This is a genomic window from Amycolatopsis sp. NPDC114478, assembly GCF_055633805.1.
Genome location: NZ_JBVKDO010000003.1, coordinates 182,307 through 198,581, shown reverse-complemented (window position 1 = coordinate 198,581; position 16,275 = coordinate 182,307). Strand labels below are relative to the sequence as shown.

Annotated in this window: 17 protein-coding genes; 9 read left to right on the top strand and 8 right to left on the bottom strand. The window is 71.9% G+C overall.

Annotated features, from left to right (window positions below; translation table 11 throughout):
- Positions 1 to 33 precede the first annotated feature (33 nt).
- Entirely contained in the window at positions 34 to 429 is a 396-nt protein-coding gene (locus tag ACZ7OH_RS09760; RefSeq protein ID WP_470280864.1) for a DUF5319 domain-containing protein, read from the bottom strand.
- A gap of 129 nt (positions 430 to 558) precedes the next feature.
- Between ACZ7OH_RS09760 and guaB the strand changes: the two genes are divergently transcribed.
- From guaB to ACZ7OH_RS09740, 4 genes are all read left to right on the top strand, one after another.
- On the top strand, positions 559 to 2,070 hold the full coding sequence (gene guaB, locus ACZ7OH_RS09755) for an IMP dehydrogenase (RefSeq protein WP_470280482.1): 1,512 nt from the start codon (positions 559 to 561) through the stop codon (positions 2,068 to 2,070).
- Positions 2,071 to 2,121: 51 nt separating this feature from the next.
- A complete protein-coding gene (locus ACZ7OH_RS09750; protein ID WP_470280481.1) occupies positions 2,122 to 2,568 on the top strand; it encodes a DUF3574 domain-containing protein in 447 nt (148 codons plus the stop codon).
- A 74-nt stretch (positions 2,569 to 2,642) separates the two neighbouring features.
- The gene (locus ACZ7OH_RS09745; protein WP_470280480.1) at positions 2,643 to 3,170 is read left to right on the top strand and encodes a hypothetical protein; all 528 of its coding nucleotides are present in this window, start codon (positions 2,643 to 2,645) and stop codon (positions 3,168 to 3,170) included.
- Between the two features lie 91 nt (positions 3,171 to 3,261).
- Positions 3,262 to 4,395, top strand: coding sequence for a GuaB3 family IMP dehydrogenase-related protein (locus tag ACZ7OH_RS09740; protein ID WP_013222686.1), 1,134 nt, complete (start codon positions 3,262 to 3,264; stop codon positions 4,393 to 4,395).
- On the opposite strand, the gene ACZ7OH_RS09735 is transcribed toward ACZ7OH_RS09740, so the two are convergent.
- A complete protein-coding gene (locus ACZ7OH_RS09735; protein WP_470280479.1) occupies positions 4,379 to 4,573 on the bottom strand; it encodes a DUF397 domain-containing protein in 195 nt (64 codons plus the stop codon). The genes ACZ7OH_RS09740 and ACZ7OH_RS09735 overlap by 17 nt on opposite strands.
- 164 nt (positions 4,574 to 4,737) lie before the next feature.
- Between ACZ7OH_RS09735 and ACZ7OH_RS09730 the strand changes: the two genes are divergently transcribed.
- The 3 genes from ACZ7OH_RS09730 (at position 4,738) to ACZ7OH_RS09720 (ending at position 8,787) form a co-directional block, all read left to right on the top strand.
- A complete protein-coding gene (locus tag ACZ7OH_RS09730) occupies positions 4,738 to 6,447 on the top strand; it encodes an FAD-dependent oxidoreductase (protein WP_470280478.1) in 1,710 nt (569 codons plus the stop codon).
- A 10-nt stretch (positions 6,448 to 6,457) separates the two neighbouring features.
- The gene (locus ACZ7OH_RS09725) at positions 6,458 to 7,165 is read left to right on the top strand and encodes a maleylpyruvate isomerase N-terminal domain-containing protein (RefSeq protein WP_400900609.1); all 708 of its coding nucleotides are present in this window, start codon (positions 6,458 to 6,460) and stop codon (positions 7,163 to 7,165) included.
- 119 nt (positions 7,166 to 7,284) lie between these two features.
- Positions 7,285 to 8,787: an FAD-binding oxidoreductase gene (locus tag ACZ7OH_RS09720; protein ID WP_470280477.1), complete on the top strand. Its 1,503-nt coding sequence runs from the start codon at positions 7,285 to 7,287 to the stop codon at positions 8,785 to 8,787.
- Here the strand turns inward: ACZ7OH_RS09720 and ACZ7OH_RS09715 are convergent.
- Positions 8,784 to 10,229 carry an aldehyde dehydrogenase family protein gene (locus tag ACZ7OH_RS09715; protein ID WP_470280476.1) on the bottom strand — a complete coding sequence of 482 codons (1,446 nt, stop codon included), beginning with the start codon at positions 10,227 to 10,229 and terminating at the stop codon, positions 8,784 to 8,786. The two genes, ACZ7OH_RS09720 and ACZ7OH_RS09715, sit on opposite strands and share 4 nt — an antisense overlap.
- A gap of 55 nt (positions 10,230 to 10,284) precedes the next feature.
- Positions 10,285 to 11,319, bottom strand: a complete 1,035-nt coding sequence (locus tag ACZ7OH_RS09710; protein WP_470280475.1) for a zinc-dependent alcohol dehydrogenase family protein — start codon at positions 11,317 to 11,319, stop codon at positions 10,285 to 10,287.
- 74 nt (positions 11,320 to 11,393) lie between these two features.
- On the opposite strand from ACZ7OH_RS09710, the gene ACZ7OH_RS09705 reads away from it, so the two are divergent.
- Complete coding sequence (locus tag ACZ7OH_RS09705) at positions 11,394 to 11,993, top strand: rhomboid family intramembrane serine protease (protein WP_470280474.1); 600 nt, start codon at positions 11,394 to 11,396, stop codon at positions 11,991 to 11,993.
- Here the strand turns inward: ACZ7OH_RS09705 and ACZ7OH_RS09700 are convergent.
- Positions 11,981 to 12,400, bottom strand: a complete 420-nt coding sequence (locus ACZ7OH_RS09700; RefSeq protein ID WP_470280473.1) for a hypothetical protein — start codon at positions 12,398 to 12,400, stop codon at positions 11,981 to 11,983. The two genes, ACZ7OH_RS09705 and ACZ7OH_RS09700, sit on opposite strands and share 13 nt — an antisense overlap.
- A gap of 69 nt (positions 12,401 to 12,469) precedes the next feature.
- On the bottom strand, positions 12,470 to 13,015 hold the full coding sequence (locus ACZ7OH_RS09695; RefSeq protein WP_470280472.1) for a DinB family protein: 546 nt from the start codon (positions 13,013 to 13,015) through the stop codon (positions 12,470 to 12,472).
- Positions 13,016 to 13,124: 109 nt separating this feature from the next.
- Between ACZ7OH_RS09695 and guaA the strand changes: the two genes are divergently transcribed.
- On the top strand, positions 13,125 to 14,681 hold the full coding sequence (gene guaA, locus ACZ7OH_RS09690) for a glutamine-hydrolyzing GMP synthase (protein WP_470280471.1): 1,557 nt from the start codon (positions 13,125 to 13,127) through the stop codon (positions 14,679 to 14,681).
- Positions 14,682 to 14,744: 63 nt separating this feature from the next.
- Here guaA and ACZ7OH_RS09685 read toward each other — a convergent pair whose 3' ends face one another.
- Together ACZ7OH_RS09685 and ACZ7OH_RS09680 are read right to left on the bottom strand one after the other, a co-directional pair.
- The gene (locus tag ACZ7OH_RS09685; protein ID WP_470280470.1) at positions 14,745 to 14,984 is read right to left on the bottom strand and encodes a hypothetical protein; all 240 of its coding nucleotides are present in this window, start codon (positions 14,982 to 14,984) and stop codon (positions 14,745 to 14,747) included.
- Positions 14,977 to 16,266 carry a PspC domain-containing protein gene (locus ACZ7OH_RS09680; protein ID WP_470280469.1) on the bottom strand — a complete coding sequence of 430 codons (1,290 nt, stop codon included), beginning with the start codon at positions 16,264 to 16,266 and terminating at the stop codon, positions 14,977 to 14,979. Before ACZ7OH_RS09680 ends, ACZ7OH_RS09685 begins: the two co-directional genes overlap by 8 nt.
- Positions 16,267 to 16,275: the final 9 nt, after the last annotated feature.

Below are 16,275 nucleotides of genomic sequence, written 5' to 3'. Positions count from 1 at the left end.
GAGGAAACTCACCAGGGCCTTTTTCCGTGGAGATCAGTAGGCGCTTTCGTTGGCCGTCACGCCGTCGGCGAAGCCCCGGCAGTAGTCCCAGCTCACGTAGTCGCCGGGGTTCGGGTCGTAGGCCGGCTCGTGCGGGCGCATCCGCCCGTCGGCCAGCAGCTGCTCCAGGCTGGCCCGCAGCAGGTGCCAGTCGTGGTAGTGCGGTTCGTCGCACTCACCGCAGTCCACGACGATCCCGCGGACCCCGCGGGGCTCGAGGAGAGCCTGGTAGACGGCCAGATCGGAGAGGTCGGCCAGTAGCTCGGTGCGTTCGGAATCGCTGATCGGCTCGTCCAGCAGGTCCTCGGGGTCTCCGAATGCGCGGGCCGGGTCGTCCGGGTCGTCCGCGAACGGGTCTGGAGGCAGGACATCGTGCGCCACGGCCTGCACGGTACCGGGCGGCCCCGGCGGCTCGCCCACCACCCGGGGCGGGGGCGCGAGCCGGATATCATGAGGGGAAGGCTCCGAGTCGCCACAGCGACCCCGCTCACCCCGCGCCAGGAAGGCCCTTCACCCGCTATGACCAGCGACGGCATCACCGCCCCCGTTCCGGCCAAGTTCGCCATGCTCGGCCTGACTTTCGACGACGTGCTGCTGCTGCCGGCGGAATCGGACGTGGTCCCCAGCGCCGTCGACACGAGCACCCGGCTGACCCGGAACATCACACTCGGCATCCCGCTGGTTTCGGCGGCCATGGACACGGTCACCGAGGCGCGGATGGCGATCGCCATGGCCCGCCAGGGCGGCATCGGCGTACTCCAGCGCAACCTGCCGATCGACGAGCAGGCCGCCGCGGTCGAGGTGGTCAAGCGGTCCGAGGCCGGCATGGTCACCGACCCGGTCACCTGCGCTCCCGACGCCACGCTGGCCGAGGTCGACGCCCTGTGCGCGAAGTTCCGCATCTCCGGCGTGCCGGTCACCGACGCGTCCGGCGCGCTGGTGGGCATCATCACCAACCGCGACATGCGGTTCGAGGTCGACCACAGCCGGCCGGTCTCCGAGGTCATGACGAAGGCGCCGCTGGTCACCGCGCAGGTCGGCGTGTCCGCGGACGCCGCGCTGGGCCTGCTGCGCCGGCACAAGATCGAGAAGCTGCCGATCGTCGACGGCGCGGGCAAGCTGCGCGGGCTGATCACGGTCAAGGACTTCGTGAAGACCGAGCAGTACCCGAAGGCGACGAAGGACCCGGACGGCCGGCTCATCGTCGGTGCCGCGGTCGGCGTCGGCCCGGACGGCCACAAGCGCGCGATGGCGCTGGCCGACGCGGGCGTCGACGTCCTGATGGTCGACACCGCGCACGGGCACTCCCGAGCGGTCGTCGACACGGTCTCGCTGCTGAAGAAGGAGCTCGGCGACTCGGTCGACATCGTCGGCGGCAACGTCGCGACGCGGGCCGGCGCGCAGGCGCTGGTCGACGCGGGCGCGGACGGCGTCAAGGTCGGGGTCGGCCCGGGTTCGATCTGCACCACCCGGATCGTCGCGGGCGTCGGCGTCCCGCAGATCTCCGCGATCTTCGAGGCCGACCAGGCGTGCCGCCCGGCCGGCGTCCCGGTGATCGGCGACGGCGGCATCCAGTACTCGGGTGACATCGCGAAGGCGATCGCGTCCGGCGCGTCCACGGTGATGCTGGGCAGCCTGCTGGCCGGCACCGCCGAGTCGCCCGGTGACCTGATCCTGGTCAACGGCAAGCAGTTCAAGGTGTACCGCGGCATGGGCTCGCTCGGCGCGATGCAGTCGCGGGGCCAGGCGAAGTCGTACTCGAAGGACCGCTACGCCCAGGACGACGTGCTGAGCGAGGACAAGCTGGTCCCCGAGGGCATCGAGGGCCGGATCCCGTTCCGCGGGCCGCTGGCCAACGTCGTGCACCAGCTCGTCGGCGGCCTGCGCTCGGGCATGGGCTACGCGGGCGCGAACACGATCGCGGAGCTGCAGGAGGCCCAGCTGGTCCGGATCACCGCGGCCGGCCTCAAGGAGAGCCACCCGCACGACATCACGATGACCGTCGAGGCTCCCAACTACACGACCCGGTAGTCCGCCCTTTCGCACGTTCCGCTGTCGGTCATGGGCCGGGAAACTCGGCCCATGACCGGGACTCGTCGACGGATGATCGTGGCCGTGGTGACGGCTGCCCTGCTCGGCGCCGGTGGTGGCGTGGCCGCGTCGGCGGGTTCAGCCACTCCGCAGGCCGAAACGCAGTCGCCGGGTGAGCTGTGGAAGCGCACCGAGCTGTACTTCGGCACCGGCAAACCGGACGGGACCGAGGTCACCGACAAGGAGTTCGCCGCCTTCTCCGACCGGGAGATCACCGCGGCCTTCCCGGACGGCTTCACCCGCCTCGACGGCAGCGGCCAGTGGCGCGGCGCGTCCGGTGTGATCGTGCGGGAGCACACCCACGTGATCGTCCTGCTCTACCCGTTCGCCGACCGGGACGCCGAGCGGGAGATCGAAGGGCTGCGCGCCGACTACGAAAAGCAGTTCCAGCAGGAGTCGGTACTGCGTTCGGACTCCGTGGAGAAGGTCTCTTTCTGAGTTCTCGTGACCTAGCGTGCTTACGGTAATCGGTCTATCGCCTTGCGTGCCCGTCGTAGTGTGCACTGGAGGGCATGACGGTCGGCGGCTTCACCCGCGTGCTGCGCAAGGTGTTCTTCACGGCCGTCGCGCTCGTCTCGCTGTTCCTCGGCGGCGTCGTCTGCCTCATGTGCCAGGTGCTGGCCGGCCGCGACGCGCCCACCTACCGCGCCGAAGGGCACGTCGTGTCCCACGAGCGGGGCGCGCTCCCGGTCGGCGGGGACGAGGACGCCGTCAGCCACACGATCGCGGTCGACGCCGGGCATCGGCTCTACCGGATCACCGCCGTGGGCCCCGGCCTCGACCTGCCCGCCGGGCAGCCGGTCGCGCTCGACGTCTCGACGGCGGACGGCAGCATCGCCTACCTGCTCGCCGGCGGCGCCGTGATCGACCTGCGGCCCGGCGTGGTGCGGCCGGTGCTGCTGATCTGCGCGGCGCTGCTCGCGCTGGGCGCGGTGTACTTCGGCGCGGTTCGGCTGAACGTCTACCCGCCGGTGGCGACGTGGCTGGCCCTGGCGCTGGGCGCGCTGCTGGCGCCGGTCGCCGTCTTCGTGCGGGTCTGACCGCCGCTGGTCCGACCCCCGTGCGCAGGTCACCCACGCGGACTAGCGACAATGGGGCACGGCAGATTGTCGTCGTCGGAGGAGGCTTCACGTGCGGGACCTGGTCGAGATCGGGATGGGCCGCACCGCGCGGCGGGCGTATGACCTCGACGACGTCGAGATCGTGCCGTCGCGGCGGACCCGGTCGTCTTCGGTGGTGTCCACCTCCTGGCAGATCGACGCCTACCGCTTCGACCTGCCGCTCGTCACGCACCCGACGGACGCGATCGTCTCGCCCGGCACCGCGGTCGCCGTCGGCGAGCTGGGCGGCTTGGGCGTGCTCAACGCCGAAGGCCTCTGGGCGCGGCACGCGAACGTCGAGGACGCCATCTTCCAGCTGGTCCGCGCGGCCGAGGACCTCGAGGACCCGACCGCGGTCGGCCGCGTGCTGCAGGAGCTGCACGCCGCGCCGATCCGGCTCGACCTGCTGACCGAAGCCATCAAGACGGTCCGCGAGTCCGGCGTCACGGTGGCCGCGCGCGTCAGCCCGCAGCACGCCGCCGAGCTGACCCCGGACCTGATCGCGGCCGGCGTCGAGATCCTCGTCGTGCAGGGCACGATCATCTCCGCCGAGCACGTCCAGCGCGACGCCGAGCCGCTGAACCTCAAGGAGTTCATCGGCCGCCTCGACGTCCCGGTGATCGCCGGCGGCGTCAGCGACTACCGCACGGCGATGCACCTCATGCGCACCGGCGCCGCCGGCGTCATCGTCGGCCACGGCTACACGCCCGGCGTCACCAGCACCGACCGCGTGCTCGGGATCGGCGTCCCGATGGCGACGGCGATCATCGACGCCGCGGCCGCCCGCCGCGACTACCTCGACGAGACCGGCGGCCGGTACGTGCACGTGCTCGCCGACGGCGGCATGACGGTGTCGGGCGACATCGCGAAGGCCATCGCGTGCGGCGCGGACGCCGTGATGCTCGGCTCCCCGCTGGCCGCCGCGTCGGACGCGCCCGGGCAGGGCCTGTACTGGACGGCGGCGGCCGCGCACCCGTCGCTGCCGCGCTCGCGCGTGGCGGCCGGGCCGGACTACGCCGTCGACCTCAAGACCCTGCTGTTCGGGCCGTCGTCCGACGCGGAAGGCGTCGTGAACCTCTTCGGGGCGCTTCGCCGGGCGATGGCGAAGACGGGCTACTCGGACCTCAAGGAGTTCCAGCGAGTGGGCCTCACCGTCCGGCGGTGAGGTGGTCGAGGAACGCGGTGAACGCGGTCGCGGAGTAGACGAGGACCGGGCGGGGCACCGGCTGTTTGGTGTCCCGCACCCCGACAATGCCGGGACCTGCGCCGATTTCGACGCAGGCGTTCTCCTCGAAGTGGCTGTGGCTCGACTTGCGCCAACCGGTGAGCGTTCGTGGGCTCATCGTGGTGCCTCCAGGGATCGTGTCCCGCTCAGCGGTGATTCGCCGACGTGGACATCGAGCACCCAGATAAATACCCACCGTTGTCCTCGGACAAGCGTCCAGAAGGGTGACTGACCAGTAACTTACCTCTGGTCAGAACCTGGACCCCGGGTTACGCTCCAGGTGTGACTGCCAGTAACACCACCACCAGTGCGGGTGGCCCCGACTACGACGTCGTCGTGGTGGGGTCGGGGTTCGGCGGCAGCGTCGCGGCGCTGCGGCTCACCGAGAAGGGCTACCGCGTAGCCGTCGTCGAAGCCGGACGCAGGTTCGCCGACGACGAGTTCGCGAAGACGTCGTGGGACCTCAAGCGCTACCTGTGGGCACCGCAGGTCGGCTGCTACGGGATCCAGCGCATCCACATGCTCAACGACGTCATGGTGCTGGCCGGGGCTGGTGTCGGCGGCGGTTCGCTCGTCTACGCGAACACGCTGTACCGGCCGCTCAAGCCGTTCTACCGCGACCGGCAGTGGTCCCACATCACCGACTGGGAGGCCGAGCTCGCGCCGCACTACGACCAGGCGAGCCGGATGCTCGGCGTGGTGACGAACCCGTCGATCACGCCTTCGGACGTCGTGATGCGCGACGTCGCCAAGGACATGGGCGTCGCCGATTCGTTCCACCCGACGCCCGTCGGCGTCTACTTCGGCAAGCCCGGGGCGAAGGCGGCCGACCCGTACTTCGGCGGGGCCGGGCCCGAGCGCGTCGGCTGCACCGAATGCGGCGCGTGCATGACCGGCTGCCGCGTCGGGGCGAAGAACACGCTGGTCAAGAACTACCTGTACCTGGCCGAGCAGGACGGCGCGAAGGTCATCCCGCTGACGACGGTGACTTCCGTGCGGCCGATCGACGGCGGCTACGAAGTCAGCCTGAAGAAGACCGGGACGACCTCGAAGAAGTTCCGGACGACGATCACGGCCGAGAAGGTCGTCTTCGCCGCGGGCACCTGGGGCACGCAGAACCTGCTGCACAAGATGAAGGACACCGGCACGCTGCCCCGGCTGTCGCGCCGGCTGGGCGAGCTGACCCGGACGAACTCCGAGGCGATCATCGGCGCGGCCCGGACCGACGTCGACGAGAGCCGGAACTTCAGCCGCGGCGTCGCGATCACCTCGTCGATCCACCCCGACGAGAACACCCACATCGAGCCGGTGCGCTACGGCAAGGGCAGCAACGCGATGAGCCTGCTGCAGACGATCGCGACCGACGGCGCTTCGCCGGTCCCGCGGTGGCGGCAGGCCGTGAGCTTCATGGTCAAGCACCCGGTCCAGACGGCGAAGCTGCTCAACGGCTACCGCTGGAGCGAGCGCACGGTGATCCTGCTGGTGATGCAGAGCCTGGACAACTCGATCACGACGTACACGCGGCCCGGGCTGTTCGGCCGCCGCAAGTACACGTCGAAGCAGGGCCACGGCGAGCCGAACCCGAGCTTCATCCCGGCCGGGCACGAGGCGAACGAGCGCACGGCGGACCGCATCGGCGGCATCGCGGGCGGCACGTGGGGTGAGATCTTCGACATCCCGCTCACGGCCCACTTCATCGGCGGCGTCCCGATCGGCGCGTCCGCCGAGGAGGGCGTCATCGACCCGTACCACCGGGTGTTCGGCTACCCGGGCCTGTCGGTGGTGGACGGCGCGGCGATCACGGCGAACCTGGGCGTGAACCCGTCCCTGACGATCACGGCCCAGGCGGAGCGGGCGTTCTCGTTCTGGCCGAACAAGGGCGAGGCGGACCAGCGGCCTTCGCAGGACTCGTCGTACGTGCGGCTGGAGCCGGTGGCGCCGAAGAACCCGGCGGTGCCCGCCGACGCCCCGGCGGCCCTCCGGCGGTCCTAAGATCGGGGCCGTGACGGCATCCGAGAAGGCACACGCGCTGCTCGACGGGGTACGGAAGCTCGACGACGAATGGGCCAAGGTCATCGGCGGGCTCGGTGAGCCGGAGCTGCGCGCCCCCAGCGCGTTGCCCGGGTGGTCGCGCGCCCACGTCCTCGCGCACGTCGCCCGCAACGCCGATGGGCTGCAGAACCTCCTGACCTGGGCGAACACCGGGGTCGAGACGCCGATGTACGCGAGCGCCGAGGCTCGCGACGCCGACATCGAGGCCGGGTCGCAGCGCCCGGCCGCCGAGCTGCTCGCCGATTTCGTCGCCTCGGCGGGGCGCTTCGAGCAGTATGCCGCCGCAATGCCGGACGACGCTTGGGCGCGCGAAGCCCGCAACCGGCAGGGCGCGCCCGTCACCGGGACCGTCGTCGCGCGGATGCGGCTGTCCGAGCTCGCCATCCACCTCGCCGACCTCGACCGGGGCTACGACCTCGACCGCGTGCTCGGCCTGCTCGGACCGCTCGCCGATGACGTCGTCCAGCACGCGATCACGTCCCGGGCCGCGCACCTGCCGGCGTTGCGCCTGGTCGCGGAGGGCTCCGAGTGGACGATGGGCGCCGCTCCCGGCGCCACGGTCCGCGGCAGCAACGGCCAGCTGCTGGCCTGGCTGAGCGGCCGCTCCGACGGCGCGGCCCTCGACGGGGACGTCCCTCGCATCCCCGCTTGGGGCTGAACTGACTTCGATCGTCCTCCGTGTAGTGATCAGGGGGCGCGGAGGCTGGTGTCCAGCCCTAAACTGAGCCTCCCCCGCAGCGAGGAGTCCGATGTGGACAGCGTGAGCAGGCCGGCCCGGTGACCGGGCACCCCGCCGGACCGGCGCGCCTGGACCGCCGGGCGTTCCTCCGGATCACGGGCGTCTCGGCGGCCGGTGCCGTCGCGGCCGCGTGCGGTCCGGGGTCGCCCACGACGCCGGCGGCGTCGAGCACCCCCGCCGCCCCGGCGACGTCCGGGCCGCCCACCACCCGGCTGCCCACCGGGCCGCCGAACTGGGACGACCTGCGCGGCAAGCTGACCGGCAGCCTCCTGCGCCCGGGCACCGACGGCTACGACACCGCCAAGCGCGCCTTCAACCCGCTCTTCGACGGCAACAACCCGGTCGCGGTCGCGAAGGTGACGAGCGCCCAGGACGTGCAGACCTGCGTCCAGGCCGCCGCCGGGCGCCTCACGCTCGCCGCGCGCAGCGGCGGCCACAGCTACGCCGGCTACTCCGTCCCCGAAAGCGGCCTGGTTGTCGACGTCTCCGGGATGAACAAGGTGGAGATCCAGGGCACCCAGGCCGTGATCGGCGCGGGCGCGAAGCTGAAGGACGTCTACGCCGGGCTGGCGGCGGCCGGGCGCGCGCTGCCAGCCGGCTCCTGCCCGACGGTCGGGATCGCTGGGCTGACCCTCGGCGGCGGCATCGGCGTACTGGCCCGCAAGTACGGCCTGACCTGCGACCACCTGAGCTCCGCGCAGGTCGTCACCGCCGACGGCAAGCTGGTGACGGCGTCGGCGACCTCCGAGCCCGACCTGTTCTGGGCGCTGCGCGGCGGGGGCGGCGGCAACTTCGGCATCGTCACCGAGTTCACCTTCGACACCGATCCGGCGCCGAACCTGACGGTGTTCTCGCTGCACTTCCCGGCCGGTTCCGCGACCGGCGTGTTCGGCGCGTGGCAGCAGTGGATCGCCGCGATGCCGCCGGAGCTGTGGGCGAACATCGTCATCTCCGGCGGCTCGCCGGTGCAGTGCCGGGTCGGCGGCTGCTACGTCGGGGCCCCCGCCGGGCTCAACACCCTGCTCAACAACCTCACCGCCAACGCCGGCGCGCGGCCGACCCAGCGCACGGTGAAGGCCCTCGACTACCTCGGCGCGATGAACTACTTCTCCGGCAGCTCGGCCCGGCAGTCGTTCGTGGCCTCGTCGCGGATCATCACCAGCCCGGTCGACCCGGCGAAGGTCGTCGCGCTCGCCGACAGCCGCGCGGGTATGGACCTGCTCATCGACGGCCTCGGCGGCAAGGTCGCCGAGCCGGCGAAGGACGCGACGGCGTTCTGGCACCGCGACGCGCTGGCGAGCGTCCAGATCTACGCGCCGGCGACGGCGAAGACCCGGCCGAAGGTGGCGGCGTCGGTGGAGGAGGTCGTCGCGGGCCTCGCGGCGGCCGGCGCGGGCGGCGGGTACGTCAACTACATCGACCCCACCCTGCCCGACTGGAAGGCCGCCTACTACGGCGACAACGCCAAGCGGCTGGGAGACGTCGCGAAGAAGTACGACCCCTTCAACGTCTTCCGGTTCGGGCAGGGTGTGGCCGCCTAGAGGTCGATGCCGGTGAAGACCGTGACGCGCTCCTCGGTCAGGTCGTGCATCGCCGCGAGGACACCCTCGCGGCCGACACCCGAGCCCTTGACGCCGCCGTAGGGCATCTGGTCGGCGCGGTAGGACGGGACGTCGCCGATGATCACCCCGCCGACCTCCAGCTCGGCCGACGCGTGGAACGCCAGCTGGACGTCGGTGGTGAACACGCCGGCCTGCAGGCCGTACGCGGAGTCGTTGACCGCGCGGAAGGCGTCGTCCACACCGTCCACAACGGACACCGCGAGCACCGGCCCGAAGATTTCCTCGGCCCACGCCTTGGTGTCCGCCGGGACGTCGGTGAGCAGCGTCGGGGCGACGGTCGCGCCGTCGCGGGTGCCGCCGGTGAGCACCTTCGCGCCCGCCGCGACGGCCTCGTCGACCCAGGCGAGGATCCGCTCGGCCGCGGCTTCGTCGACGACCGGGCCGACGTCGGTGGCGCGGTCGTACGGGTCGCCCGTCCGCTGCGCCTCGACGGCTTCCACGAGCGCGGGCACGAACTCGTCCGCGACGGCGGCGTCGACGATCACCCGCTGCACGGCGATGCAGGACTGCCCGGCCTGGTAGTTGCCGAAGGTGGCGATGCGGTGCGCGGCGCCTTCGGGGTCGGGCCAGTCGCGCAGCACGACGGCCGCCGCGTTGCCGCCGAGCTCCAGCACGACGTGCTTGCGCGGCGCGGCGTCCTTGAGCGACCAGCCGACCGGGCCCGAGCCGGTGAACGACACGACCGGCAGCCGCGGGTCGGCGACGAGCTTCTGCGTCTCCTCGTTTCCCAGTGGCAGCACGGAAAACGACCCGTCCGGCAGGTCCGTCTCGGCCAGGATCTCGCCGAGGATCAGCGACGACAACGGCGTCCGCGGCGCGGGCTTGACGATGATCGGCGCGCCGATCGCCAGTGCCGGCGCGACCTTGTGCGCCACCAGGTTGAGCGGGAAGTTGAACGGCGCGATACCGAGCACCGGCCCGCGCGGGACGCGGCGGGTCAGCGCGAGCCGGGCCTCGCCCGCCGGGTCGGTGTCGAGGCGCTGGACGTCGCCGCTGAAGCGGCGGGCTTCCTCGGCGGCGATGCGGAACACCGACACCGCGCGCTTGACCTCGGCTTCGGCCCACTTGAGCGGCTTGCCGTTCTCGGCGGTGATGACCTCGGCGATCTCCTCGGCGCGCCCGGCGAGCACGCGGGACACGTGCTCGAGCGCGCCGGCGCGGACGTGCGCGGGGGTGCCGCGCAGTTCCTTCGCGACCGACACCGCGGCGGCGACCGCGCGCTCGACCTGCTCCGGCCCCGGCACGGCGACCGTGGCGACCTCGCTGCCGTCGTACGGGTGGTGCACGACGAGGGTGGTGGCGCCCGGCTCCGGGCGGCCGGCGATCCAGGCGGGGCGCGGCTCGGGGGTGATCATGTCCATGCGTACCAACGTAATCCGAGTGGGGGACTCGTCGTGGGACCCCCACCCGGACGGGTCACGGCTTGATGAGCACCTTCAGCGCTTCGCGGTCGGCCATGGCGCGGTAGCCGTCGGGCACGCCCTCGATGTCGATCGTGCGGTCGAAGACGCGACCGGGCTGGTACTTGCCGTCGAGGACGTCCGGCAGCAGCTCCGGGATGTAGTGCCGCGCGGGCGCGACCCCGCCGGTGATGGTGACGTTGCGGCGGAAGACCCCAACGCCGATCGGACCGGTTTCGTACTGCGGCAGGCCGACCCGGCTGACCGCGCCGCCCGCACGCACGGCTCCGACGCCCATCTCGAAGGCGCCCAGCGTGCCGACGCACTCGAGGACGGCGTGCGTGCCGCGCCCGTTCGTCAGCTCGCGCACCTTCTCGACGCCTTCTTCGCCGCGCTCGGCGACGACGTCGGTCGCGCCGAACTCGCGGCCGAGGTCGGTCCGGGCCTGGTGCCGTCCCATCAGGATGATCCGGTCGGCGCCGAGCCGCTTCGCCGCGAGGACGGCCGAGAGCCCGACGGCGCCGTCGCCGATCACGGTGACGTTCTGGCCCTCGCTCACCCGCGCCTTTACGGCGGCGTGGTGGCCGGTCGAGAAGACGTCCGAGAGCGTCAGCAAGGACGCGAGCAGTTCGTCGTCCTCGGTGGGCGGGAGCTTGACGAGCGTGCCGTCGGCCTGCGGGACGCGCACGGCCTCGCCCTGACCGCCGTCGACGCCCTTCGCGCCCCAGCCGCCGCCGTGCAGGCACGACGTCTGCAGGCCCTCCCGGCAGAACTCGCAGGTGTTGTCCGACCAGACGAACGGGGCGACGGCGAGGTCGCCCTTCTTGACGCCTGCGACGTCGGCGCCGGTCTCCTCGACGATCCCGAGGAACTCGTGCCCGATCCGGCGCCCGTGCTCACGCGGCGGCATGTCGGCGTACGGCCAGAGGTCGCTGCCGCAGATGCAGGACCGCACCACCCGCAGCACGACGTCGGTCGGCTCCACCAGCTTGGGGTCCGGGACGGTCTCGACCCGCACGTCGCCGGCGCCGTAGATGAGTGTCGCTCGCATGCTGGGGCCTTCCCGTGGGGGTTCGTGACAAACGTCGGGGGTGCGACGCCGGTGGCGCGCCTAGATTTTCGTCCATGGCCCCGCGCACCGCATCCCGCAACCCGTTCGCGGCCCTCGCCCCGGTGACCCGCCACCCGTACCTGACCGCGGCGGTCTTCGCGGTGACGCTGGCGTGCGGGATCGCGCAGCTGGCGCACCCGCCGCTGTACGACGCGATGCACCGCGACGCGGCGCGCATCGACGCGGGCGAGTGGTACCGCCTGGTGACGGGCATGTTCTTCCAGGACGGCTGGGCGTTCGGCCTGACGTCGAACCTGGTTTGGCTGGCGGTGTTCGGCACGCTGGCCGAGCGCGTATTCGGCCGCGGCCGCTGGCTCGTCCTGTACTTCGGCTGCGGCCTGTTCGGCCAGGTCATGAGCTACCTGTGGCTCAACCCGGTCGGGGCGGGCAACTCGATGTGCGTCGTGGGCCTGATCGGTGGTCTGGCGGCGGTGGTGATGGTGGCTTCGCGCCGCTACGGCGTGGTGCTGCCGGTCCAGTTCCGGGTGCTGGCGTTCGCGCTGCCGGTGCTGGCCGTGGTCGACACGCTGGTGCACGACAACCACGGCCTGCCGCTGCTGCTGGGCCTGGCGCTCGGCTTCCTGCTCCTCCCGCGGGCCGGTCAGTCCGGGTAGCGGCCGCCGAGCCGGCACCAGTGCGCGACCAGGTGCGGCTGCGGCGGCACGGCGAGGAGGCCGGCGAGATCCGCCTCGGCCTGGCGGGCCGCTTCTTCGGTGCGTTCCCACTCCAGGTCTTCGTCCGCGGCGTCGCACTGCTCCGCCCGGGCGATCCGGTCGCAGCGCAGCTCGTCGGCCTTGCCCAGGTCCTCGGTGTGCCGGGCGTCGATGATGATCCCGCTGCCCGACTGAGCGCCGTAGCGGACGGCGATCCGCAGCAGGTCGTTGCTGAACGCGCGCGTCTCGGCGGGCACCCACGACAGCCGCTCCCAATCGGGCGGCGGCTGGTCGTCGGCGCGGCAGACCACGTACCCCGGCAAGTCACACCGGGTCAGGGCGCCTTGCGGGCGGAGTCGGTAGAGCATGCGCGGGTCCCCCTCGGAGCTGGCCTCGACACCCGGTGAATCGGGCCGGCAGTGACTCCGCGTTACAGATCACCGGTTGCGGTACAGATCTCGCAGCAGCAGGACCTCCGCGCAGTGGTGGATCATCTCGCGGTGGATGTGGAGCACCAGCGTCGCCATCGGGTACTCCGCGTACGGGCCCTCCGCCGGGCCGCACGGCTGGGCCAGCGCCTCTTCGTCGAGGGACTTCACTCCTTCGACCCACCGGGCGTAGTACTCGTCGAGCAGGGACAGCGCCTCCGCGGCCGTCCCCGGGTACGGGTAGTCGTCGTACGTCATCGGCGGCCCGCCGAAGTGCGACGCCGACCGCATGCCCAACACCCCGACCAGGACGTGGTTGAGCCGCCACGCGATCGTCGTGACCGGCGGCGGCGTCGGCTCGGGGAACGCGAAGTCGATGGTGAACGGGCCCGTGCCGGGCTCGTCGTCCGACTTGCGCGGCCGCACGGTCCAGCAGTCCGCGACGGGCTCCCAGAAGTACTCGTCGTCGGTGAGGCCCTCGAGCTTCGGGCGCGTGTGGACGTTCCAGTGGAAGTCGAGCTGGTCGGTCAGTTCCTTGGTCCAGTTCACAGCCATACCGGGGACCGTAGGGCCGATCGCGGACAGGGGCGGCCCTGAATCGGGGGTGACCGGGCCCACCTGGGACGATGGAGGGGATTCCCGCTTCTCGCCAGGAGGTCCTCAGGTGCCCAACCCCACCGGTCCGGTTCTCGTCGTGGACTTCGGGGCGCAGTACGCGCAGCTGATCGCCCGGCGCGTGCGCGAGGCGCAGATCTACTCCGAGGTCGTCCCGCACAGCGCGTCGACCGAAGAGATCCTCGCGAAGAACCCCGCGGCCATCATCCTTTCCGGCGGCCCGTCGAGCGTGTACGCCGAAGGCGCGCCGGGCATGGACCCGAAGCTCACCGAAGCGGGCGTGCCGATGTTCGGCATCTGCTACGGCCACCAGCTGCTGGCCAGCGCGCTCGGCGGCGTCGTCGAGCCGACCGGCGTGCGCGAGTTCGGCCGCACCGAGATCCGCGTCGCCGGCGACGGCGGCGTCCTGCACGCCGGCCTGCCCGCGCACCAGCCCGCGTGGATGAGCCACAACGACAGCGTCACCAAGGCACCGGAAGGCTCGGTCGTCACGGCGTCTTCGGACGGCGCCGAGGTCGCCGGCTTCGAGGACGTCGAGCGCCGCTTCGCGGGCGTCCAGTACCACCCGGAGGTCGCGCATTCGCCGCACGGCCAGGAGGTGCTGCGCCGGTTCCTGCGCGACATCGCCGGGATCGAACCGCAGTGGACGACGTCGTCGATCGTCGAGGAGCAGGTCCAGCGGATCAGCGACCAGGTCGGCGACGGCCGCGCGATCTGCGGCCTGTCCGGCGGGGTCGACTCGGCCGTCGCGGCGGCGCTGGTGCAGCGCGCCATCGGCGACCGGCTGACCTGCGTGTTCGTTGACCACGGCCTGCTGAGGGCCGGCGAGCGCACCCAGGTCGAGCAGGACTTCGTCTCCGCGACCGGGGTCAACCTCGTCACCATCGACGCGCGCGAACGCTTCCTCGACGCGCTGGCCGGCGTCACCGACCCGGAGCAGAAGCGCAAGATCATCGGCCGCGAGTTCATCCGCGTCTTCGAGCAGGCCGAGCGCGACCTCAAGGCGCAGGGTGACTACAAGTTCCTGGTCCAGGGCACGCTGTACCCGGACGTCGTCGAGTCCGGCGGCGGCGAGGGCACGGCCAACATCAAGAGCCACCACAACGTCGGCGGCCTGCCGGACGACCTGCAGTTCGAGCTGGTCGAGCCGCTGCGGCTGCTGTTCAAGGACGAGGTCCGCCGCGTCGGCCTGGAGCTGGGCCTGCCCGAGACGATCGTCCAGCGCCAGCCGTTCCCCGGCCCCGGCCTGGGCATCCGGATCATCGGCGCGGTCGACGCCGAGCGCCTCGAGACGCTGCGCGCGGCCGACCTGATCGCCCGCGAGGAGCTGACGGCCGCCGGGCTGGACCGCAGCATCTGGCAGTGCCCGGTGGTGCTGCTGGCGGACGTCCGCAGCGTCGGCGTCCAGGGCGACGGCCGGACCTACGGGCACCCGGTGGTGCTGCGCCCGGTGTCGTCCGAGGACGCGATGACCGCGGACTGGACGCGCCTGCCCTACGACGTCCTCGAGCGGATCTCCACCCGCATCACCAACGAGGTCGCGGAGGTCAACCGGGTCGTCCTGGACGTGACGTCCAAGCCGCCGGGCACGATCGAGTGGGAGTGAGTCCACTCCCAGACAGGACTCGAGGCCCCGGCGTGGGATCCGGGGCCTCGAGAGTTTTCGGTGCTAGCGGCGGCGTTTGCTGCCGAACGACGCGCCGAGCAGCAGCAGCCCCACGAGCACCGCGCCGCCGGCGATGACCCACCGGAAGTCGAACGGGGGCAGCCAGCTCGCGCCGTCCGAGAGGACGTAGGCGGAGATCAGCAGCGTCGCGATCCCGACGATCAGGGTGAAGACGTCCACGCCGCGCTTCGCGGGCTGGGTCTCCGTCGGGTTGTCGTAGGCGTAGGGGTTCTGGTCAGCCACGGCGCACCTCCACGTTGCCCACGCTGTTCTTGACGTGCAGGGTGATCTGCTGGCCGCCGGGGCCGTCGGTGCCGTAGTCGACGCCGGTCAGCGCGTCCTGGCTGATGCCGTCGGTCTGGTGGCCCAAGCAGTCCGTGTTGCCGGCGCCGGTGCGGCAGTCGTAGGTGACGTCGGCGGTGTCCGGCACGGTGATCGTGGTGTCGCCCGCGCCGTTGATCACGGTGGTGGTGATCGGCGAACCGGCGGGCAGCGCGGTCAGGTCGAGGTCGATGTTGCCCGCGGCGTGCTGGTAGAGCGGCTTCAGGGCGGTTACCGAGAGCGGAGTCTCGTGCAGGTCGCCCGCGCCGCCGCGGAAGTCGAAGTTCTCGAACGGCACGGTCGTCAGCACCATCCCGGCGATCGCCAGCGGCACGGCGAGCCCGATCAGGCCGCGGCCGCCGCGAGCGAACGCGCCGGTGACCAGGCCGATCCCGACGACGCCGAGCACCAGGCCGATGATGTGCTGCGCGGAGAACCAGGTCGCGCCGTTGAGGTTGGCCAGCACGCCACCGCCGGCGGTCAGCACGGCGAGCGCGAAGGTCGCGGAGCCCACCTTGGAGTTGCGGCGCCGTTCGGGCCGCCGGTCGCGGTGGTGCATCGGCGGCGCGGGCGGAGGCGGCGGCTGCGTCGACGGCGGGTCGGGCAGGTCCCAGCCGGCCGGGTCGGCGGCGAGCGGGTCCCAGCCGGGCTTCGCCTCGGGGGCGGCCGTGGCCGTGTCGGTCATGGTGAAGGCTCCGTTCCCGGTGAAGGCTCGAGTCCGCGGGACGACCGGCGCGGGCCGGTTCTCCTGGCCGCGGTTGCGGTGCAGCAGGTAGAGCGCGGTGGCGATGAGCGCGAAGCTGATGAGGGCCCCGCCGTCGAACCACGAGCCGCTGAAGGAGCCCCCGACGCTGACCACGGTGAGCACGCACAGCACGACGGCGAAGGCCGGCGACACCGACGACCGGCCGCGCCCGATCAGGCTCTCGAAGCCGGACATCTCGTCGCTCTCGCCCGGCAGGAAGAGCCACCCCAGCAGGTAGAAGGGAACGCCGAAGCCGCCGAAGATCGTCGCGACCACCAAGGCGACCCGCACGACAACGGGGTCGATCCCGTACCGGTACCCGATGGCCGCGGCGACGCCGGCGACCTTCCGCCCGGCGTGCGGCCGCCGAGGCCGGCTGACCCAGAAGTCCTTCACGGTCTCCTCGAAGCCGTTCAACGGACTCGGCTTCGGTGCCCGCGTCTCACTCGCACCACTCATACCGAAGAG

Excerpts from the sequence above, each read along its gene's own strand:
- guaB (WP_470280482.1), top strand. The coding sequence starts at position 559 with ATGACCAGCGACGGCATCACCGCCCCCGTTCCGGCCAAGTTCGCCATG.
- ACZ7OH_RS09750 (WP_470280481.1), top strand. The coding sequence starts at position 2,122 with ATGACCGGGACTCGTCGACGGATGATCGTGGCCGTGGTGACGGCTGCC.
- ACZ7OH_RS09745 (WP_470280480.1), top strand. The coding sequence starts at position 2,643 with ATGACGGTCGGCGGCTTCACCCGCGTGCTGCGCAAGGTGTTCTTCACG.
- ACZ7OH_RS09735 (WP_470280479.1), bottom strand. The coding sequence starts at position 4,573 with ATGAGCCCACGAACGCTCACCGGTTGGCGCAAGTCGAGCCACAGCCAC.
- ACZ7OH_RS09715 (WP_470280476.1), bottom strand. The coding sequence starts at position 10,229 with ATGGACATGATCACCCCCGAGCCGCGCCCCGCCTGGATCGCCGGCCGC.
- ACZ7OH_RS09710 (WP_470280475.1), bottom strand. The coding sequence starts at position 11,319 with ATGCGAGCGACACTCATCTACGGCGCCGGCGACGTGCGGGTCGAGACC.
- ACZ7OH_RS09705 (WP_470280474.1), top strand. The coding sequence starts at position 11,394 with ATGGCCCCGCGCACCGCATCCCGCAACCCGTTCGCGGCCCTCGCCCCG.
- ACZ7OH_RS09700 (WP_470280473.1), bottom strand. The coding sequence starts at position 12,400 with ATGCTCTACCGACTCCGCCCGCAAGGCGCCCTGACCCGGTGTGACTTG.
- ACZ7OH_RS09695 (WP_470280472.1), bottom strand. The coding sequence starts at position 13,015 with ATGGCTGTGAACTGGACCAAGGAACTGACCGACCAGCTCGACTTCCAC.
- ACZ7OH_RS09680 (WP_470280469.1), bottom strand. The coding sequence starts at position 16,266 with ATGAGTGGTGCGAGTGAGACGCGGGCACCGAAGCCGAGTCCGTTGAAC.